Source organism: Wolbachia endosymbiont (group A) of Opomyza germinationis (genome assembly GCF_964264765.1).
GTDB lineage: Bacteria > Pseudomonadota > Alphaproteobacteria > Rickettsiales > Anaplasmataceae > Wolbachia > Wolbachia pipientis.
In genome coordinates this window covers 591,476-615,719 of record NZ_OZ183482.1, presented here as the reverse complement: position 1 = coordinate 615,719, position 24,244 = coordinate 591,476, and the positions used below count along the sequence as shown (strand labels likewise).

The 24,244-nt window shown below is 36.1% G+C and carries 14 protein-coding genes and 4 pseudogenes; 8 read left to right on the top strand and 10 right to left on the bottom strand.

Features of this window, described 5'->3' with window-relative positions; translation table 11 throughout:
• Positions 1–5: 5 nt before the first annotated feature.
• The gene (gene secA, locus ACFEL3_RS02945) at positions 6–2,666 is read right to left on the bottom strand and encodes a preprotein translocase subunit SecA (protein WP_022626296.1); all 2,661 of its coding nucleotides are present in this window, start codon (positions 2,664–2,666) and stop codon (positions 6–8) included.
• A 249-nt stretch (positions 2,667–2,915) separates the two neighbouring features.
• On the opposite strand from secA, the gene ACFEL3_RS02940 reads away from it, so the two are divergent.
• Positions 2,916–6,392, top strand: coding sequence for a tetratricopeptide repeat protein (locus ACFEL3_RS02940; RefSeq protein ID WP_265018033.1), 3,477 nt, complete (start codon positions 2,916–2,918; stop codon positions 6,390–6,392).
• A gap of 38 nt (positions 6,393–6,430) precedes the next feature.
• Here the strand turns inward: ACFEL3_RS02940 and odhB are convergent, their stop codons facing one another.
• Positions 6,431–7,603 carry a 2-oxoglutarate dehydrogenase complex dihydrolipoyllysine-residue succinyltransferase gene (gene odhB / locus ACFEL3_RS02935; RefSeq protein WP_265018034.1) on the bottom strand — a complete coding sequence of 391 codons (1,173 nt, stop codon included), beginning with the start codon at positions 7,601–7,603 and terminating at the stop codon, positions 6,431–6,433.
• A 955-nt stretch (positions 7,604–8,558) separates the two neighbouring features.
• On the opposite strand from odhB, the gene hemC reads away from it, so the two are divergent.
• The 3 genes from hemC to ACFEL3_RS02920 all read left to right on the top strand — a co-directional run bounded on the left by hemC (position 8,559) and on the right by ACFEL3_RS02920 (position 10,603).
• Complete coding sequence (gene hemC, locus ACFEL3_RS02930; RefSeq protein ID WP_265018035.1) at positions 8,559–9,437, top strand: hydroxymethylbilane synthase; 879 nt, start codon at positions 8,559–8,561, stop codon at positions 9,435–9,437.
• Positions 9,428–10,315 carry a UDP-N-acetylmuramate dehydrogenase gene (murB, locus tag ACFEL3_RS02925; protein ID WP_010082163.1) on the top strand — a complete coding sequence of 296 codons (888 nt, stop codon included), beginning with the start codon at positions 9,428–9,430 and terminating at the stop codon, positions 10,313–10,315. Before hemC ends, murB begins: the two co-directional genes overlap by 10 nt.
• A 96-nt stretch (positions 10,316–10,411) precedes the next feature.
• Entirely contained in the window at positions 10,412–10,603 is a 192-nt protein-coding gene (locus tag ACFEL3_RS02920) for a hypothetical protein (RefSeq protein ID WP_070356842.1), read from the top strand.
• Positions 10,604–10,717: 114 nt separating this feature from the next.
• Here the strand turns inward: ACFEL3_RS02920 and ACFEL3_RS02915 are convergent, their stop codons facing one another.
• From ACFEL3_RS02915 to ACFEL3_RS02900, 4 genes and pseudogenes are all read right to left on the bottom strand, one after another.
• Entirely contained in the window at positions 10,718–11,515 is a 798-nt protein-coding gene (locus ACFEL3_RS02915; protein WP_095742704.1) for an Rpn family recombination-promoting nuclease/putative transposase, read from the bottom strand.
• Entirely contained in the window at positions 11,512–13,059 is a 1,548-nt protein-coding gene (gene ltrA / locus ACFEL3_RS02910; protein ID WP_006280223.1) for a group II intron reverse transcriptase/maturase, read from the bottom strand. Before ltrA ends, ACFEL3_RS02915 begins: the two co-directional genes overlap by 4 nt.
• 37 nt (positions 13,060–13,096) lie before the next feature.
• Positions 13,097–13,240, bottom strand: coding sequence for a hypothetical protein (locus tag ACFEL3_RS02905; protein ID WP_173862902.1), 144 nt, complete (start codon positions 13,238–13,240; stop codon positions 13,097–13,099).
• A 454-nt stretch (positions 13,241–13,694) separates the two neighbouring features.
• A pseudogene (locus ACFEL3_RS02900) lies at positions 13,695–13,940 on the bottom strand (PD-(D/E)XK nuclease family transposase); the annotation flags it as partial.
• Between the two features lie 411 nt (positions 13,941–14,351).
• Here ACFEL3_RS02900 and ACFEL3_RS02895 point away from each other — a divergent pair.
• From ACFEL3_RS02895 to ACFEL3_RS02880, 4 genes and pseudogenes are all read left to right on the top strand, one after another.
• A pseudogene (locus ACFEL3_RS02895) lies at positions 14,352–14,551 on the top strand (DNA mismatch repair protein MutL); the annotation flags it as partial.
• 86 nt (positions 14,552–14,637) lie between these two features.
• Positions 14,638–15,075, top strand: coding sequence for a helix-turn-helix domain-containing protein (locus tag ACFEL3_RS02890; protein ID WP_208571803.1), 438 nt, complete (start codon positions 14,638–14,640; stop codon positions 15,073–15,075).
• A gap of 143 nt (positions 15,076–15,218) precedes the next feature.
• Positions 15,219–15,362, top strand: coding sequence for a hypothetical protein (locus ACFEL3_RS02885; protein ID WP_182282559.1), 144 nt, complete (start codon positions 15,219–15,221; stop codon positions 15,360–15,362).
• 182 nt (positions 15,363–15,544) lie between these two features.
• A pseudogene (locus ACFEL3_RS02880) lies at positions 15,545–16,845 on the top strand (IS4 family transposase).
• A 216-nt stretch (positions 16,846–17,061) separates the two neighbouring features.
• Here ACFEL3_RS02880 and ACFEL3_RS02875 read toward each other — a convergent pair.
• From ACFEL3_RS02875 to ACFEL3_RS02860, 4 genes and pseudogenes are all read right to left on the bottom strand, one after another.
• Positions 17,062–18,855, bottom strand: a complete 1,794-nt coding sequence (locus tag ACFEL3_RS02875; protein ID WP_182282558.1) for a reverse transcriptase/maturase family protein — start codon at positions 18,853–18,855, stop codon at positions 17,062–17,064.
• A 615-nt stretch (positions 18,856–19,470) separates the two neighbouring features.
• Positions 19,471–20,798, bottom strand: a pseudogene (locus tag ACFEL3_RS02870) (IS4-like element ISWosp9 family transposase).
• 125 nt (positions 20,799–20,923) lie between these two features.
• Complete coding sequence (locus ACFEL3_RS02865) at positions 20,924–23,446, bottom strand: ankyrin repeat domain-containing protein (protein WP_265017920.1); 2,523 nt, start codon at positions 23,444–23,446, stop codon at positions 20,924–20,926.
• Entirely contained in the window at positions 23,428–24,225 is a 798-nt protein-coding gene (locus tag ACFEL3_RS02860) for an ankyrin repeat domain-containing protein (RefSeq protein ID WP_265017919.1), read from the bottom strand. The genes ACFEL3_RS02865 and ACFEL3_RS02860 overlap by 19 nt, the downstream gene beginning before the upstream one ends.
• Positions 24,226–24,244 lie beyond the last annotated feature (19 nt).

The following is a 24,244-nucleotide window of genomic DNA, read 5'->3' as shown; positions in this document are numbered from 1 at the left end:
AATTATTAGCTCACCACAGTAACCGCACCATGGCAGTGTTTGTATTTCTTTCCGGAGTTGCAAGGACATTTGTCGTTTCTTGAGACTTTGGGAAGTCTGCTATTTCTAGCAGAATGTAACCTATTGCCTATCTCTTGGTTGTCTGCCAACTTAAAGTGTGCTAAGCGGTGAATGGTGAGTTCCTTCCATTTTTCAAGCATTGACTCAAACATCAAGAAAGCTTCGCGTTTAAATTCATTCAGTGGATCTTTCTGCCCCATAGCACGTAAGCTTATGCTTTGTCTTAGGCTCTCTAGAACTGAAAGGTGTTCCCTCCATAAATGATCAAGTGTCATTATCATCATTTGCTTCACGATCGTATTCCACAAATCTGTAGTGTGCTGACTGTTGAAATATTTTTCTTTCTCAGTAAAAAATTCTTGTATCTTATCATTTATATAATTCAAAGCTTCTTGTTTATTCAAAAACTTTGCCAAGTCTTCTTTATCAAGCGTTATTCCATACCTTGTATGGAATTCTTTGACTATATTTTCAATATAATCCTCATAATAGCCACTTTGGATTATACCTTCTACTACGCTCTCATTTACTTCGCTATATACTTCAAGTAAATCATTAATTTCGTTGCCTAAGATATTGTTTCTCTGTTTAAAAATAACTTTACGTTGGTTATTGATTACGTCATCAAACTTAAGTAGAGATTTCCGCACGTCATAGTTTCTAGCTTCAACTTTCTTTTGCGCTTTCTCGAGTGCCTTATTGATCCATGGATGATGAATAGCTTCGTTATTCTTTAACCCTACTTTTTGTAAAAAGCTTCTCATTCTATCAGAGCCAAATATTCTCATTAGGTCATCTTCGAGCGATAAAAAGAACTTAGAAAGTCCAGGATCCCCCTGACGACCAGAACGGCCGCGTAATTGATCATCTATTCTCCTGCTTTCATGTCTTTCGGTTCCAACCACACATAAACCACCAGCTTTTATAGCAATTTCCTTATCTTTTTTTACTCTTTCAACTATTTCTTGGTATTTTTTTTCTCTTTCATCAGCATTTTTTATCTTCTTTAGCTCTACCTTTGCGATCATTTCAGCATTTCCACCGAGTTGAATATCAGTTCCACGCCCTGCCATGTTAGTTGCTATAGTGATACTACCTGGCACCCCAGCTTGCGCTATTATGTACGCCTCTTGTTCATGATAACGAGCATTCAATACTGAATGCTTAAGAGAATGGCTTTGCAAAAGCGCAGAAAGCTTCTCAGAGTTTTCGATGCTCACCGTGCCAACAAGGACCGGTTGAAGGCGTTTGTAGCATTCTTCTATAAACTTCAACACAGCATTAAATTTTTCCTTTTCTGTACCGTAAATTTCATCATCAATATCAACTCTTTTTACAGGTACATTGGTTGGAATTTTTACTACATTTAATCTGTATATATCACGAAACTCTTCTGCCTCTGTTGCTGCTGTTCCCGTCATTCCGGAAAGTTTATTGTACATACGAAAGTAATTCTGAAATGTGACCGATGCTAAAGTTTGGTTTTCATGCTGAATTTCAAGATTCTCCTTCGCTTCAAGTGCCTGATGAAGACCATCGGAATATCTCCTGCCCTCCATCATACGCCCAGTAAATTCATCAATAATCACTACCTTGCCATCCTTTACTATATAATCTTTATCAGCAGTAAACAGCTTATATGCACGTAATGCTTGGTCTATATAATGAGTCATTATCATGCTGTCAGTATCATAGAGCGAGGAATTTTCAGGAATGAGATTGTATGACCTTAGTAGTTCCTCCACTCGTGAAATACCATCTTCAGTCAAGAATACCGTTCTACCTTTTTCATCTACTTCATAATCGGAGTCAACTAATTTGGTTACTATTTTATTGATATGCTTATATATCTGATTGTTTTCCTCAACCGGGCCAGAAATAATAAGCGGAGTGCGAGCTTCATCAATGAGTATTGAGTCCACTTCATCAACTATTCCGTAGTGAAAGCCTCTCTGAACCATGTCTTCTTGAGAAAATTTCATATTGTCTCGCAGGTAATCAAAGGCAAGCTCGTTATTTGTGGAATACACGATATCTGCACTGTAAGCCTCTTTCCTCTCTTCGTCTGTCAAGTTATTCGTAATAAACGCAACAGAAACCCCAAGAGAATTATATAATTTGCTCATCCACTCTGTGTCTCGTTTTGCAAGGTAGTCATTAACAGTTACGACGTGTACGCCTTTCCCTTCTAAGGAATTTAGATATGCTGCTAAAGTTGCAACGAGTGTCTTTCCCTCTCCTGTTTTCATTTCTGATATCATACCATTGTGGAGCACCATTCCACCAATCAGTTGAACATCAAAGTGCCTCATGTTAAGAAACCTTCGAGAGGCTTCACGCACAACTGCAAATGCAGGTACGAGAAGATCATTTAACGTTTTCCCATTTTTCAATTCTTGTTTGAATTCTTCAGTTTTACCAGCAAGCTCCTCATCAGATAAACTCTGCATTTCTGTTTCTAATGCATTTATTTGCTGAACAATTTTCCTAAAGGATTTTATTATCTTCTTATTTGTTGACCCAAATATCTTTCTTATAAAAAAGAATGACAACGTAAAAATGAAAAATATAAGAATGGCTGTCAAAATTAGCGGAGAATCTAGCATAAACTTAAGTAAAGTCTTATTTAATATGAGATTATATTACTAAATGCAGCCTACAGCAATTACATATTAGATTTGGGGAGTCTTTGGAAAGTCTTTTTTAAATCAAGAATTAAGAGTTTGCCAGGCAATTCCTACCCTCGAAGGCCTTTCTATCAACACATAAAGACTCTATTGCATTATTTTAGGTGTTTGGTAATCTTTAATTCTAGATCAAACAAATTTATAGCAGCCTGTATGAGGTAACTAGTTATGCACGGTAATATCTACCAGCTAAAGGTATTGATGCTATTTTTGCATCGAGGAGTGCTCTATCAGCACTCTTTTCGCTTAGGTACAGAAATAGAAGAGGCCAGAAAATTCGATGATTTAGTATTTGAATGTACCCAAGGTAGTAAGAAAGTATACCGTTTTTTGCAGGCTAAACACACACAAGATGAAGATAACAAGAAAATTGGAGTAGGGAACTTACTTACAAAAGATAAAAGTGGTGAGTTTGGATTAGCAAAGTATTTTGTTTCTTACCTAAAGATCAAAAATAATCAAGATTTTGCAGATGGTAACCTGAAAGATTTTATTATCTGTACTAATATCGATTTTGATCTGGATCAAAGCACAGCACGAAACACAGTGAAGAAGTTGAGGGTAAAAACTTTAGGACCAAACGAGGAAATAGAAATTTTAGTTGAAGTAATCGACACTAGTGATGTCTTTTTTAAAGATGGTGGCACTAGATATAAGTTCTCTTATATTCACAATAACATGATTTCAGTAGTGCAACCAGCATTTGAAAGTGCTGTAGAAGAAGCGATGGAAGAATTAGAAGAGGAGATAAAAAAACTCCAAAACAAGCCAGATCAGAACTCAAAAAGGAAATTGGAAAGAAATCAGACGTGGCAACGTGAATTTGGACGAATGATGAATGAAGGTAGGTTGGAAGACAATATAAAAGAATTTTTTGATAAGTTAGTATTTGCAGTAAATCAGCCCAATGAAATAAAACTAGCGGATATTATCAAAAGTGAGCTAGGCGAGCAATTTAATGATATTGATAGACAGAATGTTTACGCTCGCTTCCAAGAAAAAATGCTAGATTGGTTGAAAGAAAAAGGGAGACGTTTTCTTACACATGAAGACGGAAGAGAATTCTTTCGCAAGATGAAAGAAGAAATCTTAGGAGGCTTTCGATTTGAGGTGAGAAATCCAGTAGGATCGTTCACTGGAAGGACAGAAGAATTACGAGAACTACACAAATTAATACAAAAAAGTCAAGGTGTAGCCACAGTAATATCGCAACTGGTTTCTATTAGTGGGTTGGGAGGAATAGGTAAGACTGAGCTGGCCAAAAAATATATTGAAGAACACAGTAAAGATTATGACAACAATATTATATGGATAAAAGCTGAAACCCATGAAACCATGGTGCAGTCTTTTCTCAGGTTAGCTAGAGATCCTTTAGGCATTCCTACAGAAGATAGGGATATTGAATCTATTGTAAGAGACATATACGCTTTTTTCGCCAAGAGAAAAAGTCTCTTTGTTTTCGATAATGCAGAAGAATATAGAAGTGAAGGTCAAGATGCTGGTATTAGTCAATTCTTACCGTCCCACTTTTTATCATCTGATGATAATAAACCTAGTGTTTTGATTACCTCTCGTAATCAGAAATGGGGAGATATAAAATCATTAACATTGGGTGCATTTACTGAACCAGAATCAATAGACTTTATTAGAAAAGCATTAGGTATAAAAGATGGGTCACAAGAAAATGAAATAAAGAATTTGGCAGAAACATTACAGCATTTTCCTTTAGCTTTGCAGCAGGCAGTTGCATACATAAAAGAAAGGGATATAGCATTAAAGAATGTAGGCTTGAAGTTTGAAATTAGTGATTATTTAAAGAGATACAAAGAGGAAGCAGAAAAATTACTTGATTTTAAGTTTCCTAAAGACAGCGACAATAGCTACACCAAGACAACTTTTATAACCTGGAGAATTACTATTGATAAAATCAAAGATAACCCAGAGTATGGTCAGCAAGCCAAAGAAATCTTGGATATCATTGCCTATATTGCTCCTGACAACATTCCTGCAAAAATGTTTTTAGGGGTAGAACGCAATGAAGAAAAGTTAGGTGATGCTATCCAACTACTTAAACAATATTCAATGATCAACTCAGGAGAAGAGCAAAGCTCAGTCAATATCCACAGGTTAGTACAGCAAGTAACAAGAATAGAGTTAGAAAAACAAGGCAAAGACAAAGTTGTGAAAAAGACTTTTGAGTTACTGGAAGAAAGCTTTCCTTACGGCAGTGATAAATTAGAAGATTATGCTAAGAAACGACAATTATTGCCGCATTTAGAAGCGTTCTTATCACATGTAGATAATTGGCTAACAAAAAATCCTTCAGAAAAACAAACAATAGAAAAGGATTATCTTGTAAATTTGTTAATATGGATAGGCGATGGATATTTTGATTTAGATCCTAGAAGACAAAAGAAGTCGCTTGAACGGGTTTTACCTATCATCAAGAAACATTATGGCTCTGATCATTTTCAAGCTGCTATTACATTAGCAAACCTTGGCATTGCTTATGGTGCTTTAGGTGATCCTCAGAAAGAAAAAGAGTTGCTTGAACGGGCTTTACCTATCTTGAAGACACATTATAGCCCTGATCATTTCGAAGTTGCTAAACTGCTGGCAAACCTAGGTAACGCTTACGGGTATTTAGGCAATTATAAGAAACAAAAGGAATTGCTTGAACGAGCTTTAGCAATTCAAGAGAAACATTGTGGTTCCGATCACTCTGAAGTTGCTAGAACACTGGCAAACTTAGGTAACGTTTATGGTGCTTTAGGTGATCCTCAGAAACAAAAGGCTTTACTTGTGCGAGCTTTACTTACTTTTGAGAAACATTATGGCACTGGTCATCCTGAGGTTGCTAGAACACTAATAAGTTTAGGCACCGCTTATAGGGCTTTAGGTGATCCTCAGGAAGAAAAAGAGTTGCTTGAACGGGCTTTACCTATCTTTAAGGAATATTATGGCTATGATCATTTTGAAGTTGCTAAACTACTAGCAAACCTTGGTATCGCTTATGGTGCTTTGGGTGATCCTCAGAAAGAAAAGGAGCTGCTTGAACAGGCCTTAACAATTAAAGAAAAATATTACAACTCTGATCATTTTGAAGTCGCTATTACTCTGACAAACCTTGGTATCTCTCATGTGGATTTAGGTGACTATAAAAAACAAAAGGAGTTACTTGAACGGGCTTTAGCAATCAAAAAGAAACATTACAGGCCTGACCATTTTGAAGTTGCTAGAACACTGGCAAACCTCGGTAATTCTTATAGGGTTTTAGGTAATCCCCAGAAGGCAAAAGAGTTGCTTGAACAGGCTCTAGCAATTCGAAAGAAACATTACGGCCTCGACCATTTTGAAGTTGTTAAATTACTGGCAACCCTCGGTATCGTTTATGGCACTTTTGGCGATCATCAGAAAGCAAAAGAGTTGTTTGAACGAGCTTTACCTATTTTTGAGAAACATTATGGCTCTGGTCATGTTCAAGTTGCCAAACTACTGGCAAATCTTGGTATTGCCTATGGCGCTTTGGGCGATCACAAGAAACAAGAGGAATTGCTTGAACAGGCCTTGCCTATTTTTGAGAAACATTATGGCCCTGATCATCCGGAAGTTGCTAAACTGCTGGCAGAACTAGATGACATTTAGGTTTTTAGCAATACTGGATTAACAACAATTCATTTGAGCTACACTTCCAAAACTAATCTATTTGGATCTTCTATATAATTTTTTATTTTAACGAGGAAAGTTACTGCTCCTTTGCCGTCAACTATTCTGTGATCGTAAGAGAGAGAAATGTACATCATAGGTCTGATTTCTACTGCATTACCAACAGCAACTGGCCTGTTTTGTATTGAATGCATTCCAAGTATTCCAGATTGCGGAGGGTTTATTATCGGAGTGGAAAGAAGTGAACCGTATACTCCACCGTTTGAGATGGTAAATGTTGCACCTTCCATTTCTGATACTTGTAATTTACCCTCACGAGCTTTTTTGCCAAGAGCAACTAAAGTCAACTCAATTTCTGCAAATGACATCTGATCGGCACCCCGAATAACTGGTACAACAAGACCTTTATCGGTGCCAACAGCAACACCTACGTCATAGTAATGTTTATATATGATTTCATCGCCTGAGATTTCAGCGTTAATTTCAGCAATTTCTTTCAATGCTTGCACCGCTGCCTTTATAAAAAACGACATAAAACCAAGTTTTATTCCATATTTTTTTTCAAAGGCGTCCTTATATTTTGCTCTTAGATCCATGACATTCTTCATGTCAATTTCATTGAACGTGGTCAGTATTGCAGCAGTATTTTGCGATGCTTTCAAACGAGCGGCAATTACTTGCCTTATTTTGCTCATTTTTACTCGTTCCTCTCTTTGCTCTCCATTTACTACACTTTTTGGCAATTCATATTGTTTTATTGCAGGTTGTTCAGCTTTGTTCATATGGCCTATCACATCTGCTTTTGTTATTCTGCCTCCCATGCCAGTTCCTTTGACGCTTTCTGCACTGATTGCATTTTCTTCCATAATTTTACGAGCTGATGGAGCATCTTTTTTAGCAGCACTTTCGCTTTTATCTTCTTTTCTCGCTTCCTCTTTTACTTCTCCCATGGAAAGCTTCGCTAACAATTGATCAGGACTTATTACATCATCTTCTTTTATAAGAAATTCAGTTATTTGCCCTGAAGCTTCTGCAGTTAATTCGAGTGCTGTTTTGTCAGTTTCAATTTCAAAGATCAAGTCATCTACTTTTACTGCTTCTCCAATACCCTTCTTTATTTTTACTATACCTTCTGTAACTGATTCACCACCAAGAGTTTTTGGTGCTCTGATTTCTATAATTTTGCTCATAAAACAACTTCCGTATAAAACTTTCTATAGATTTATACATGAAAAGAGACATGTAATAAACTAATAAATTCATTGAGGCTCTTATCATTTAGAAGTGACAAACGGATAACATATTCCCAAATGTCATTCCAGCACGTGACGCTAGGCCATAAAAATTCCTTGACAAGCTTTGCCATCCCCCCTATCATGAAACTGAAGCTATTTATTTATCTTCGCAATCTGTGCAGGTTAATGACAAAAAACTTAGGGTATTTGGCGTCTCATGTTTAATTTTTCGCACTACGTGCATCGCATGTCTTTAAAAATTTTTAGGTTTTTACCTATATAAGCCGAAACGCGCTTACAAAGCGTTTAAGACAGCAAAAAACGTCAAATTGACAAGGGAGAATTTGAATGCTAGCTACTACGGGGTTTCTTTGCCTTTTTTCCTGCTTAGTAAATTTCTTAAACACTTGCGGTGTAGGTTAGTTGCAAGTTAAAAGCAGCTAAATCGCTCTTAATCAAGCGTTTTAGAATAAAAAAAACGCCGATATTTTAGTACATAGTAAATAGCCAACCACCACGGGGCTTCTTTTGCCTTTTTTTTCGCTTGGTAAATTTTTTAATATTTATAGCTAAACGACAACCGTCATCCCGCTGCTTGTTAGCGGGATCTAGAGATACCGCGAATGAATCGCGGTATGACGGTTAAATAATTCGTCATCCCGCTACGTGTTAGCGGGATCTAGAGATACCGTGACGGTATGACGGTTCGCGGTGGTATGACGATAAGGTTTATACCTTGTCATGCAAGTACTAGAATCCAGTAAGCTTATTTATGCATATAAAAGGTTATTATTTTGTAAAGTCAAAGTTGCTTTTGGTTTTAAGTTAAAGTACAATAAATGCAAAGGTTTATATAAACTGGATCCAAGTAGTCAGCTACTTGAATGACATCAGACAAACAATCGTACACATGCTAGTCAAAATAGGTACCAGAGGAAGCAAGCTTGCAGTTGCCCAGGCTTTGGAAGCAAAACAAAAGTTGCTGGATTCTTTTCCTAACTTATCTATTGAAATTGTTAAAATAAAAACTTCTGGAGATAAGTATGCAAACGCAAATCTTGCTGAAATAGGAGGCAAAGGATTATTCATTAAAGAAATTGAGACTGAATTGCTCGAAAATAATATAGACATGGCAGTTCATTCGCTAAAAGATATGCCTGCGTTTTTCTCAGGGGGTTTAACAATTCCTTGTGTTTTAGAAAGGCTAAGTTCATGCGATGCGTTTATTTCTCATAAACACAATAGCCTTGAGTCTTTGCCACAGCAGGCTACTATTGCCACTTCTTCAATAAGAAGAAAAGTTCAGTTGTTAAATGTTAGACCAGATTTAAATATAGTACCGCTACGTGGAAATGTAATAACCAGATTGCAAAATCAAAGTTTTGATGGAATAATTCTAGCTGAAGCAGGACTCATAAGATTAGAAAAACATCACTTGATTACAGAGGTATTGCCACCAAAAGTTATGTTAAGTGCAGTGGGGCAGGGGGCGGTTTGTATTCAATGTAGAAGGAATGATGTAAAAATTATCGATCTTTTAGAGAAAATTAATAATAATATGTCTTTTATAGGAGTGAAATCAGAGCGCAGTTTTATGAAGACAGTGAATGGTTCATGTTTTACACCACTTGCAGCTTTGGCTGAATATGTGAGCGAAAATATGCTACACCTTCGTTGTATGTTAGCAAGTGGAAAAAATATATACTTCACTGAGCGCACTTCATTTATAGAAGATGCGGAGAAAATGGGTATGGATGCAGGATTAGAGTTGAAATCAAAATGCTTATAAGCTTACCTAAAGTACGTGGAATCTATCGTTATGATGTCTTAATGTCTAAAGCGACGTGGTTAAATGTTGGTGGACGAGCTGATGTATTATTTAAACCATGTGATATTGAAGATTTAACATACTTGATTAAAAATACTGAACTGCCAGTTAGCGTTATTGGTGCAACATCCAACATAATAGTGCGAGATAGTGGCATTCGAGGAATAACAGTAAAATTAGGTAAGGAGTTTGCATATATTAAAAGTAAGGGTAACAACTCTATTGTAGCTGGGGGAGCTGTGCTGCTCAGCAACCTTGCTCACTTTGCGGGAAATCAGCAGATTAGTGGGTTGGAGTTTCTAGTTGGAATTCCAGGAACAGTTGGTGGCGGAATAGAAATGAATGCAGGTGCATATGGTAGTGATATCGCAAGTGTTGTACAATCCATAAAAGCAGTGAATCTAGAGGATGGAAACCTATATGAGTTCTCCAGCGAAGAAATGGGGTATTTTTACCGTGGACATAGCCTAAAAGGAAATTGGATTTTTGTTGAAGCTGAGTTTAAAGGAGTAAACTCAGAGTATGAGCTTATACTGCAAAGGTTAAAGGAAGTTATTGAGAGGAAAAATAAAAGCCAGCCAATAAGAGGAAAAACTGCTGGGTGCATATTCAAAAATCCAAAAAACTACCGAGCATGGGAGTTAATTGATAAATCTGGCTGCCTAAGGTTAAATATTGGTGGAGCTAGAATCTCTAAGAAACATTGTAACTTCTTGCTCAATTACGATAATGCAACTGCATCTGACTTGGAAAACCTTGGCAACAAAGTAAAAGATGCAGTAAAGGATAAATTTAATGTTGAACTTGAGTGGGAAATAAGGGTTTTGGGTAGCTATTAGATAGTTTTTATAGCTTATGTATATTCGTTCAGGAGAACGGCAAATAAGGTAAACAAGTAATCTAAAAAAATAATCATAGAGAAACCGTGAGGTAATGTGGTTAATCTTGTAGAACTTTGCAAGAATCTAGAGAGAAAAATAGCAAAGTTATACCAATTCTCATTATTAGTGAATCAAATAAGCGATATTGTAGAGTTATTTAATTGTGGAGTGAGAAAGAAAGGCAATAGTATGGCTTTTTTTCCATTGTTATCTATCCGTTTATTGTGCAGTGGGAATTGGTATTAGCTGAACGGACACTATTGTTATACTATATCTTATATACAATTGTGCAATATGGACAATGGCAACAAATTTACTAGCGAAATTCAGTGATTTATGATTGATAATTAAAGTTCTTAATTAGTAACCGTTCACACTTAATTCTTCAATCTCACTAATAGAAAGGCCAGTAAATTTGACAATAGTGTTGACATCAACATTGTTAGCCAGCATTGCTTTTGCGACTTCGATTTTTCCTTCGATTTTTCCTTCCTCTTTACCGATTTTGATGCCTCTTTCTTCGCCAATTTGGATGCCTTTTTCAGTAGCAAGGTCAAGTCTGTATTCAAGAATGGCTTCTTCTTTGCGCAGATCCATTATTCTTTCTTCATAAGTTATTAGATCTTTTTCATTCCAGTGAAACTTATCTAATTCATCATATGCTAGCTTTATTATTGGTGATTTTTCCGCAATTTTTCTGAGATCTTCGTCCGTTGTTTCATCTGCATATTTGAAAAAAAATAGCCAACGGTCTACTACACTTTCTAGTTGTTCTTCTCTACTCTTAGGAAATTTTGGCAGCTCTATGAAGATAAATTGAAAATCTTTTAAGTCATGCTCATTGGTTTTTTCATCTCTTATGGTATGGCTAGATATATAGTCAAGCTTATCAGGGAATAAGGTACAATTTGAAATCGCGATAAAGAAAATCTTCTTTAAATCAACGTATTTACCAGATTTATCAGCTTGTCTTGAGTAAGCCTTAGCAGCATAAAGTTGTGCGCGTTTTTCAAAGCCTTTATCACGAGCGAGCTGGTTAGGTAAGGAAGTAGTATTGCTACTACTCCCTCCCTTAGAAACGCAGCATGCAGGTTTCCCCACACTACGCTTGAGCCCCTTATCTAAGTCCTTCTTTTCTCGAACCGGCTTGTCCTTCATGATTCCTCAGAAAACATCATTCTTAATGGTGACACCAACAGTAGAGAACCTTCTCTTGAGAAAGAGCTTGCTAACATTTTTGTTTGTTTCACTCTTTCATCAAAATACTTTTTCCATTTTAAGTCAAGTGGATTTGCATCCGCCCTGATTTTAACATGTCGTCTGATAGGTATATCAATCAACCTAAGCAGTCTTAAATACCTTATCTCTTTCGGTTTGTTCTTGCATATGGGTGCAGCAAAGACCCATTGGCGTTGTTTCATTACCTTGAAGTAACGATTCTTTATCCAACGTAATCCTTTACGAGGATGTCTTTTCTTTGCCCATTTCCATAGAGCACACATAATTTCATGGTCTATTTTGTTAAAAGCTCTTTTCGCACACACATGGCTGTAGTAATTTCCCCATCCCCTTAATAGGGAATTGAGCAACTTGATTAGTACGGCCTGAGTGTTCGCTATGTTTGCCTTTATCAATGTACGTGCTTTATTAAGAAGTTTCTTAATACTTTCTTTTGAAGGTTTTATAATTAACTTCTTATTATACCTGCGTACATTACAACCAAGAAAGTCAAACCCTGTTGTAATAGATGTAATTTTTGTTTTCTCTTCGGAAAGGATAAGACCTCTCTCCTGAAGAAAGGACGATACTAGAGGTTTTACTTCATTTTCCAGTACTTCACGTGTGATTCCTGAAATGATAAAGTCATCTGCGTACCTGATTACATTTACTCCACTTCTGATTTTGCTTCTTCTTTTACTGCCAAGTTTACCAAATTGACTTTCCAATGATTTTTCAAGTCCATTTAGGGCTAGATTTGCTAGTATTGGAGAGATGATACTACCTTGTGGGGTACCTGCAGTTGTGGAATACAGAGTTTTTGATTCTAGGAAGCCAGCTTTTAACCAGCTATGAAGAATTTTCTTCTCCATAGGAATATGCTTCATGAGCCATTCATGGTTAATGTTATCAAAACACCCTTTAATATCACCTTCGAGTATCCATTGTAGTTGGTTACGGCTTGCCAGTAACAAGTGACAAGCCACAGTAGCGTCTGCGCAGGATCTTTTTGGTCTAAAACCATAAGAGTGACGATCACTGATCGTTTCAGCTATCGGTTCCAAAGCAAACAAGTATAATGCTTGCATGGCTCTATCTTTTATCGTAGGGATTCCAAGAGGTCTTCTTTTGCCATTAGACTTACTGATGTATATCCGTTTTAGCGGAGAAGGTTTGTATCCTCTTTGTTTTAATAGCTTTATTCCTTGAAATTTTGTGTTGCAAGTTGACCATATTTGACGATCTACACCTGCTGTGTTTTTTCCTTGGTTTTCAGTTACTCTCTTAACCGCCAAAGCTTTGCCGCTAAAAGAGCGTGTGAGAAGGTGTTGTAAAGTTTTCACCTTACCCCATCTGCCTTGTTGGACAGCCTTAACAATACGCCTCTGTAGCCTCATAACAACTTTTTGGCATTTCTTCCAGGGTAACTGGTTCCATGCTTCGGAGTTATTGGTAGGTGCACTTACAGTTGTACTTGTAATCATCTGCTTTCCTACCTTAAGTGGTTAACAAAGTTTCTTGTCATGAGGGACCAAATGGAAGTCTGCTCGTTTTCACGCGAATTAATGTTACAAATTCTATCCATTTCGTTACAAAATGGCATTCGCTTTCTCCATTATCCTTTACCTGCACATCCATCAGCATTCCTTGCGGGTTGCCTGCCATATAGGCGAAAATACAGGCTTATCCTGTTCCTTTTGTCATACAATAGTGGGTTAGGTGGCTTCTCTATACCGGTGGAATTATTATTTGCGTACATCCAGAAATGAAAAATGTAACTCATCCACATTACCTTTTGGTCGGAGCTTATCAGCATCTTTAGCTCTTTAATCGTTACGATACTTATGAAGCTTCACTTACGTTCACCATACCACTAAGCCTAGCCCTCCAACCACATGATGCTTGTAGTTTATGCTTTCTCTCACGATTGAGCATCTTCTTTATCAAGAGGAGGTTCATTGTCCGCGTCGCTCGGCACCAACTGGTTACCCAATTCGCACTGATGCGTAGACTCAGATGGCAAAACATCTGGTTCAATAAGCTTTAGAATCCTTTCAGTTTCTTTCTGAATGAATTCCTCTCCTTTTAAACAATATGACCGAAGGCTTTCAGGTCGCACCATTTCCGCAATATACCTATTTCCGTATGAATCCTTACAAAGAACATCAACGATGCTTTGTTTATCAGAAGCAATCTCAGGATTCATGATAGTGCTAAGGAACTCAACATCTTGTATAGTGTTAACACCAGTAAAGCCTAAGATGTCATTTAAAAAGTGAATAAGGATATTCTTATTTTTCTCAGTACCGAAGATCTTCTTAAATGTTAAATCTAATTTTGGATCAAGAAACTTCGAAAGAGCCATAAAATTAACCTAAAAAGCATTAACAATTATACACAATTCTAAAGAAATGTTCAACTCTTTTATTTTTAGCTTATTTTTCAAAGTTTTAAATGTATTGATGAAAAAAACGGCTTTCAGAGATCATCTTAGAATAGCACCCTCTACTTTAGACGTCCTTTTGTACATCTTTTTATAACTCCCTCATAAAGCGCCTAAAAACGCCAGCAAATGAATTCATAGATTTAGTAGCTATAAAGAGCTTTAAAAACGCTTATTCCTGGTGTGAGAGCCTAATAAAAACACGAGCCCACAAGCTCAATTACCTAACATCGTGAGCCCACACCTTTACATGATAAAGATCTTGAAACTTAATGTCAACATTTCAGTAGCAAATTTTATGTTAAATCTATATCCTATTAGCATGGACAAAAAGAAGATACATTGCCAGTAGAAGATAAAGTGTTGGCAACTATCGCTTGTCATGGATCAATTAGAGCGGGTAGAAAATGAGGTTAGAAGAAGTGAATGAGTTGCTAAGGCAAATGGAGGAAACGCCATATTCTGATCACGGAAGACCAACTTATATAGAAATGAAACTGAGTGATATAGAGAAATTGCTTGAAAGAAGATAGATTAAGCTTGTTGAAATGATCTTTATTGAGATAGTTCTTCTGGTTATTAAGGAGTCAGTATAGAATGTAAGTATTTGTTTTTATAGATAAAGAGTGACTGCTCTAATTTTTTAGACTACAAAGTAGGACAGAAAGTAAGAAGTTGTAGGCTAGCGAAGAGATATACTCAAAAGGATTTAGCAAGTAAAATCGGTACAAAATATCAGGTCATACTACAGTATGAAAAAGGAAAGCGTAAAATTTCAATCAGAAGGTTATATAGCATCGCAGAAGCACTATCAGTTAGCATTATAGATCTTATTCCTGTATCAAATGAAAACAGTTATCTCGAGAGTGAGGGATTAGATCTAATAGAAAAGTATGAGAAAATTGAGAATCAAGAATTACGTAATGTAGTTTATTCATTAATTACATCTGCACAAGTTAGCAAGGAAAATAGTAGAAAAGTGGCAAGAATAGAGGTGGCAAAGAATCTAGTTAAAGTAGGAGTTTCTGTTGAAATAATTTTCCAAGCAACGAACTGAAGAATATAGTAATGCAGAAGAAAAAACTACTTCTGTAGACTACAGGATGGGACAAAGGATAAAAAAGCTAAGGATAATGCGAAAATGCACTTAGGAAGACTTGGCAAAAAAAATTAGTACAACGCGTCAAAAAATAAGCGACTATGAACATTGCTGTTCCACTTGAAAAGTTATATGAAATAGCAAAGGCGTTATCAGTCAGCATTAAAGATCTGCTTACAAGGCAACATAGTGAAGCAAGCAGTGGTTTAATGGAGAAATACAGGGATACGCAACGAACTTTATGAGTTCTTATCTGAAGGTATGGAGATTATCGAAGGAAAGGTCAAGAAGGCGGAAAAAGCCAAAATTGCAAAGAATCTGGGAGTGTTAAATAAACCATACGCGTCAAGTTAAGGAAATAAAGGTATGAAAGAGATAGAATAATAAGGTATAAGTTCTCCCAGATGTACTTTTAGTGAGAGAACCAATGAATAAAATAACTTGCTTATCAAAAAAGCTCAAAGAATTTTTTAATGAAAAAGCAGACAAAATCTCAATTACAACAAGGTTTATAAAAAGAAAGAGAAAGCTAAAAGGTTCATCATTCGTAAAAGCCATGGTCTTGGGTAATATAGGAGTTGATAATTGTAGCGTAGAAACAATGTGTCAATTACTAAACGAGAGATATAACAAAACAAGGTTTGGATTTTAGATTTACTGAAGAAGCAGTGGAATTTATGAAAAGGATTATAATGAATCTGTGATTCTCTTTAAAAATATCTTGCAAGTTGATTGCAAAATCTTACAGCAATTTAATAGTGTTAAATTATTGGACAGTAGCTATATTACTCTACCTAACAGTATGGAAGAGATGTATAAAGGTTATGGTACTAGCTACAGTGGCTATGAAAGCAATACTAAGTCTGGAATAAAGTTACAATTAGTTTTCGACTACATGAATCAGATAATAGACCAACTTAATTTAACGGAGGGGGTAAGATCAGACCAGGGATATAGGAAACATTTAAGTAATATATTAAGCAATGATTTGCTAATATCTGATCTCGGTTATTTTGTGCCAAGTTCTTTTAAACAAATCAATAAAATAGGAGCTTATTTCATAAGTCGTCGATACCAACATATATGATGTAGAAACAAATCAAAAAATGGAGTTATTAGAATGTTTAGAGGATAAGTTATTTTTAGAAAACGAGGTATTGTTAGGAAAAGAAGCAAAAATTAGAGTAAGAATTATATGTCAGAAACTAACTGAAGAACAGTCTATGGCCAGAAGAAGGAAAGCTAATAGATTAGCAAGATCGCAGATCCTCTAAAAGAAATTAAAAATTGTTGAACTGGTCAATATTTATAACTAATGTTCCAGAAAATAAAATTAGTGCTGAGCAAGTATTAACGATTTACAGAGTAAGGTGGCAAATTGAGTTATTATTTAAATTGTATAAAAGCCATATCAGACTTGATAAGCTAAAAGGAAAGCCATGCAGAGTATTATGTGAACTATATGCTAAATTGTGCGCAATTCTTATATTTCACGGCATAGTTGGTTGCACAGAAGTGAAAAAGAATACAGAACTTAGCTTAACAAAGGCATTTATTGAGCTAAAAAGACGGGTTAGAGAGTTATTTTTAGTATTAACCAAGATTAATAGTTTAAAAGTATTTCTTAAAAAACTCACTATAACTTGGTCGCGATTTTCATTAAAAGACAAACGCAGAAGGGCTAGAGTATCCACTTTAACCTCTCTAAATTTGCTCACAATCTCTTAACTTGACGCGTATGGGTTTTTCGCCGACAACCAAGAAGTCCGTTTTATTTGACACACTTGAGTTATCTAAGTGAGGAAAGTCACCTCTCCCCACTCGACTTCGAAACCGGACTTGTGGTAGAGTGGGCAGCCAGCGAGTTACTTGTTAAGTACTTTTCCAACAACCCCTCTCCGAACCACGCATGATCGTTTCCGTATCACGTGGCTCTCCAATAATCTAACGTTTTAAGGAGTCACCATCATATTTTCCATATTGGATTTTCTTATGGCATTCATGACAAACAACAAGAGTTTTCCTCTGTCGTTCAATCATTCTCTTTTTCCATTCCGGTAGTTCAGTATTACGTTTACCTAGCAAATCAGCAAGTTTACGTACGTGATGTACTTCAATCTGCTCTTGTGATTTACATAATTCACAAGTTTGTGCCAATAGTCTTTGCTCTATTTCACTACGCTTATTCCATATTGGTATAAGGTTATCACTTATGCTTACCCATTTATTCCATTTTAGCAACACAGCACCAAAGTGTGTAATTAATGGTATCTTTGATGGTAAACGATCTACTCTGATTTGGATGACTTTTCGTTTTTCACCTTCATCATTTTCGATCGTCGCACCAAATTTTCTATAAATTTTCCTGCAAGTTGTTTTGTATTTAGATGCTAAAGTCTTTACTAATGATACTTCCATCACATATTTCAGATAACTTAGTGTGTGAAGGTTGTAGGCCATTTTGTAGTATTGTACAATTCCTCGATATTCAGTTTGATACTGAGCAACAATACTGTAAGCTGTATCAATTGTACGTTGAGGTAAATGTATCGGTTTACCACAACGCATATATTCAGAACACTTTTTCTGCTTTATATGATGTGGTACACGTAACCCAATACTACCGTTAATACATCGTTGTGTCCGATGATCATGTTTATCATCTGCATGCAAAACATGTATTTCATAACCCAAAAAATTGGCTTTGCTATCACACGCATGTGTAATAAACGTTTTATCTTCATTAAGCATAAGTTTGAGCTCCTCATTGAGAAACCCAGCAATCTCATTCTTAATTTGTTCAGCTTCATTCTTTGGTCCTGCAAACCCTACCAGAAAATCATCAGCATACCTAACATACCAAAGACGTCGATAATTTAGATCGCAAGAATCCTTAGATGGCATACCCTGCACTAATTGACGCAGTTGTTTTGCTTGATCCCAGTTCCCTTGTTTTCTCATCATCGATACTTGCATGGTTAACCTTAAATATTTTGGATTTGTCCTTCTTCGCTTACCTCGGTTATTTGCTGGTATTAGTATATGCTCCACATGTTTATCTAACCGATCGAGTAATATGTTACTCAGAATTGGACCAATAATAGAACCTTGTGGTACCCCACTATGACTCTTATTATACTTCCAATTTTCCATATATCCTGCTTTTAGCAGTCGATTGATTAGCTGAATAAAACGGTTATCTTGGAAGCTTTCACTCAGTATTTTCAACAACATAGTATGATCAATTGAGTCATAACATGCACTGAGATCTCCCTCTATAAACCATTTTGTACCTCTGCCTTTTTGCATTACTGCTCTTAATGCAGTGTGGCATCCACGCTTTGGTCGAAATCCATGTGAACATTCACTAAATTTAGGCTCATAGTAGGCTTCCAATATTAATCGAATTACTTCTTGAAGTAACTTATTTGACCATGTTGGCAACCCTAACGGCCTGCGTTTACCACTCTTCTTTAAAACATAGATACGTTTTACTGGTGTCCACCGATATCGCTCATAGCGTAAACCCTCTATGATTTTATCGATCTTTTCCAAAGACATACCATCAACTGTTTCAACTGTCACACCTTCTGTCATAGCACCTTTATTACGACAAAGTTTGCCATACGCCCGAAGGTAAAGATCACGCTGATAGAGTAGGCGATATACGTTTTTAACCGGCAAATTTCTTTGTCCACGTTCACGTATAATGTTAAGTATTGTTTCAGCTTTCCGCATCTTGCGTACCTCCCAATTTCAACATTCAATTATCTGTCACCCTTTGCCCTGTATGTGGCTTTCCCACACTCCCCGGTGATTCGTTACTTTCACGACTACTACGATGACTCCGTAACCATAGAACTCGCGTTCCTTAGGTCATCCCATGTTCCGTCACTAAGAACTGTTCTAGATCAACTTAGGTTTTCTATTCATCCTCTTAAATAAGTTCACTACTTATCGTTCTACAGCCAGAATGTCACACAAACGAAAGTTTAATTTGTGCTTACTGTAGACATGGGGTTTTAAATGTGATACCCATGGATGTGAAATCCCACCCCTGAAGATTAGAATTCAAGCAGTTTAGCTTTAACCATATTGATCAGGTGTTGCAAGCCGTTACCTTACACATCTTCAGATAACTCTCGCTTTACATACATGCTCTTGTCCTCCTTCCCTTTCGGGTTAAAGTTAGTTGTTCACCTCGAGGCCATTTATTCTGAACCCCGCTTAGCTCCGCTAAGTATTTCTTAATGCGTACCACGGCGCACCCTCTCGACTCACACAGCTCCCATTATTCAGCCTTTTGTCCCAAACCTAATGTCCAGTGGGGGAGTGTTAAATAAACCATACGCGTCAAGTTAAGGAATGTAGAGAGCTTAAAGTAGATACCCTGGTCTTCCTATATCTGTCTTTCAAAGAAAACTTTGACCAGATTATAGTAAGCTTTTTTAGAAAAATTTTTAAATTATTGACAATATTGTTTAATATCAAAAAGAGCTCTCTAACCCGCCTTTTCAATTCAATAAATGCCTTTGTTAAACTGAGCTCCGTGTTCTTTTTTAGTTTTACACAGCCAATCATTTCGTGAAATACGAGAATAGCACATAATTTTGCGTATAGCTCGCACAATACTCTAAATGGATTTGTCTTTCCTTTTAGTTTATCAAGATTGATATGACTTTTATATAGTTTAAATAGTAATTCGATTTGCCATCTTACTCTATAAACCGTCAATATTTGTTCAGCATTAATTTTACTCTCTGGAACATTAGTTATAAATATTGACCAATCTAATAACTTTTGATTCTTTTGAGAAGATGTATATCCATGTGACTTTGCTAATTTATTAGCCTTTCTTCTTCTAGCCATAGACTGTTTTTCAGTTAGCTTTTGACATATAATTCTTACCTTAATTTTTACTTCCTTTCCTAATAATACTTCTTTTTCTGAAGATAATTGACCTTCTAAATACTCCAATAGCTCTATTTTTTGATTTGTTTCTATATCATATATATTGGTATCAGACTTATAACGACTAACAAAATATGCACCTGCTTCATCAATCTGTTTAAAAGAACTAGGCACAAAGTAGCCCAAGTCAAATATTAGCAATCATTGGCTGATAAACCGTTCAGATAATCCCTATAACCTTGATCCGACCTTATTCCTTCCATAAAATTTAACTTATCTAGCGCTTGATTCAGGTAATCAAAGACTAACTGTAGCTTTATTCCTGATTTGGTATTATTCTCACAATCTCTATAGCTACTGCCATATCCTTTGTACATATCTTCCATGCTACTGGGCAGGCTAATGTAGCTGCTATCCAATAATTTAACGCTTCCAAATTGCTGTAAAATTTTGCAATCAATCTGTAGACTTTTTTTAAATAAACACAAAGCTTCGTTATACATTTTTTTCATGAACTCAACTGCTTCTTCACTAAACCTAAAATCTAAACCCTGTTTTGTAATTTCTATCGAGTCTTCATTTAGCAATTGGCACATTGTTTCTATGCTGCAATCATCAACTCCTATGTTACCAAAAACTATAGCTTTTATGAATGATGAGCCATTAAGTTTTCTCTTTCTTTTTATAAAACCTACTGCAATTGATATTTCGTCTGCTTTTTCATTAAAGAATTCATTGAGGTCTTTTGATAAGCAAGCTATTCTGTCCATTGTAAGTTCTCTCATTCATATATCCAAGAGAATTTATACCTTATTATTTTCCTTCACTCTATCAACTTTACTTACACTTTTCCTTAACTTGACGCGTATGGTTTATTTAACACTCCCTCACTTCATTATAGAGAACGGCCTACTGTTTCTTCAAGACTTGAAGCTTTTCTCATTTTTTCGCGCTTTGCCCAAGGGCCCACTTTTGTTGCATCAGATTGACTAATTGTTTCAGAACGAATCAACTCTCCAGATCTAGTAAAAAAACCTCGTTCAATAGCATCACGTACTGAACACCCACCAAGCAAACATTTTTCCCCTATTCGTTCCTCACAATTCTGTAATTTTTTCCACTTTTCTTGATCTTCTACTTCTACCTTTATTAGATTTTGCTTATCAGGGTATAATCTCACTTCCAACTCTCCCAAGCCAGTATCGAAAGTCAATACTATATTACTACCATCTGCTAGGCCTACATAATTCCTTATAGCGTTTTCCGTTATAATTTCTACCTCACTCTTACCTATCTTTATTATATTTCTTCCGTATTGTACATCTTCCTGAGTGATACCTAAACCCCTTGCTCCATTTGTAATCTTTGCAACATCTACTTTACTATCCTGTGAATATTCAAGACAGAGAGTAGAGTTGTCGATTTTTACGTCTCTTACCTTACCACTTGTTGCGCTTTGAACGATTGTTATGAAATCTAAAGCACGATTCTCATAATCTGCATAAGCGTTTTTCATATTAGCTTTGTGGCTTTCAAACTCTTCCAGTTCGTCAATTACATATATACTGCTTATGTTGTACAAAATTGCCCCTTTTGATATCAATTGACATACTATACCACTAGCAACCTCTATATTCCTTGAACCTTCGGAACTCTTTCTTAATTCACTAATCTTTCTTATCACAAAACCTGTAAAACTATATTCCTTTTCATATACCTTTCCGTATATACTACCCTGGTTAGGAAAGTTCAGCCTTACCCCAAGTTCTATAGCTTCGTTTACAACGCGTTTTAACTCATCTATATCTTTGGATTTATTTACCCTACCCAAAAATATTTTCAACTTTTCCGACTGATCTAATATTAAATCATCCCATAGAGTTCTAAGCTTAGGCAAACGTTTTTTGTCCTTCCACTCTTCGTAATCAATCGCTCCTGCTTCTAGCAGCAACTTTTTTGCTTCTTTGAAATGAGTTTCATTACCATAACAAGCCTCCCTAATCTTTTGAAAAACTCGAGACTTTCCTTCGCAATCACGAAGATTGAGAATCTCTTTAAGACCTTCATTTCCTTTGTGCTGATTGAAAAACTTTCTTAGTCGATTAGTGTTAAAGCTATGACCGCAAATACCTTCTAAATCATTTTTTGCTTCCAATTGCTCCTGAGTTAAAAAGATCTGTTCTAAAAGATTCACTTCAAAAGGTTTTTTGTTAATAATTACAATGTCTAGAGGAGTTTTTCCTTGTCTGTCAGTTTGACCACGTGCTCCTTTTTTCAGAAGCAAAGGTATATTTAAAGTATTATAATAAGCAGCATAGTGCAAAGGTGTTTGCCCTTCACTGTTAACTATGTTAGGATCAGCACCAGATTTTAAAAGTAAAGTCATAAATGCACTAACTGCACAACCTATGTCTTTTTCCACTGCTAAATACTCCATACCTTGTATTACATGTAGTATTGTCAATTTGGATTCTCCCCTTTGAAGATTGAGAACAGCTTTTAGATCATCACCTTTGTTATCGTGTAAAAAGTCCTCAAACCTTGTAATGTCACAAAATGGAAAGTCTGTAAGAAGATTTAACAGTGCCTTATTCAAATTTTTTTGGTTATCTTTTAAATCAGGTACGTTGAAAGACCAATCAGATATTAAATTTTTGAATTTTTTCCTTTTAATAATAGAGGTCAAAGAGCTGTTATCACTAAGCAGCAACGAGTATTTAATTGACTCATACTTATCATCTACCCGCCCCTCCTTCTGTTCTACCTTTACCTCCTTTAAATACTCTGTATCATCATCTTTAATGCGTTTAGCTAGATCCTTTAAAAATTCAATATCTCTGTTTTCCAGTAAAGGTAATGCCCCCTTCTTCATGAGAATCGAGACCATTTTTGTACTTCGTCCAGCTAAGTATAATGGAGTGCGCCGTTTTTCATCTAACGCATTAACATCAGCTCCATTGTTTATAAGATACTCTACTATTTTTATTTTTTGGCTCAAGACAGCATGATGTAGAGGAGTGCTTCCGTCATTATACTTCTTATTAACACTTGCTCCATTTTTTATTAGGATCTCTACCATTCTTGTGTTCCCTTGTGAGATAGCATAATATAATGGATCACGATTGTACGCATCAATTGTGTTAACATCAGCTCCTCCTTTTATAAGGGTTTCTACCATTTGTTTGTTGTTTTTTAAAACAGCAAAACTTAATTGGCACAATGTACCTGGATCTACTTGCTTTAATCTCTCTTCTATTTTACTAACTACATTACTCTTACTGAAACCAACATCAGCGTTAGCAGAATTTAATACTTCCTGCAATTTATTCAATTCCATAACTCCACCTCGGTTAAAAATACTACACACCATTTTCACACGCATGACATAAAATGCAAGAACTAATATGACATGCAACATTCGTCCTTAGGCATTTGAGGTAAGCTTTGCCTATTCACTTCACATTCATTTAGCCTACTATTAGGCTTTAATACTGCATATGTAATGCCACCAGCAATGGCCCCAACAATCAATGCAGCAGTAGCTGATATTGATAAACTAAGATGAATAGCAGTACATCCAATAGCCACACTTGTCAACATGGTCATTATCCCTACACAGAAACTGGTCTTTATTGCTCTATTAGTTATAGTTAGGTGTTTATTTTCTGTCACTTTTTGATACTGTATCACATTTTTATCATCAGCCAGACTTCCCGAGGTTTTGGGACACTCCCTTACTCGAAGACTAAGATACTTAACTATATCTTTGTAACCATTAGAATCTGCCAAATCGGAAGGGGTCTCACCTCTCAAGTTTTTTACATCAATAGTAGCCTTTTCTTCCTCTACAAGATATTCAACTATATTGTAGCAATTCATTCTAGCAGATTCATGTCGTGGAGTATCGCCATTTTTTTCGCTTACTACATTAACATCAGATCCCTTTTCTAACAGAGCTTTAACTATGCCTAAACAGCCCACCTCACAAGCAATATGCAAAGCAGTGCATCCTTCTTCGTTTCGTGCTTCAAAACTAGCTCCTTTGTCTAACAAAAATTGAACTACTTCCAAACGACCACATCCAGCAGCTTCATTTAAAGCAGTATCGCCGTCATAGTTTGTTGCATTAATATCAGTACCTTTGTCTAATAGAGCTTTAACGATTTCTAAGTAACCCTTTCGAGCAGCAATATGCAAGACACATTTGAAACTATTC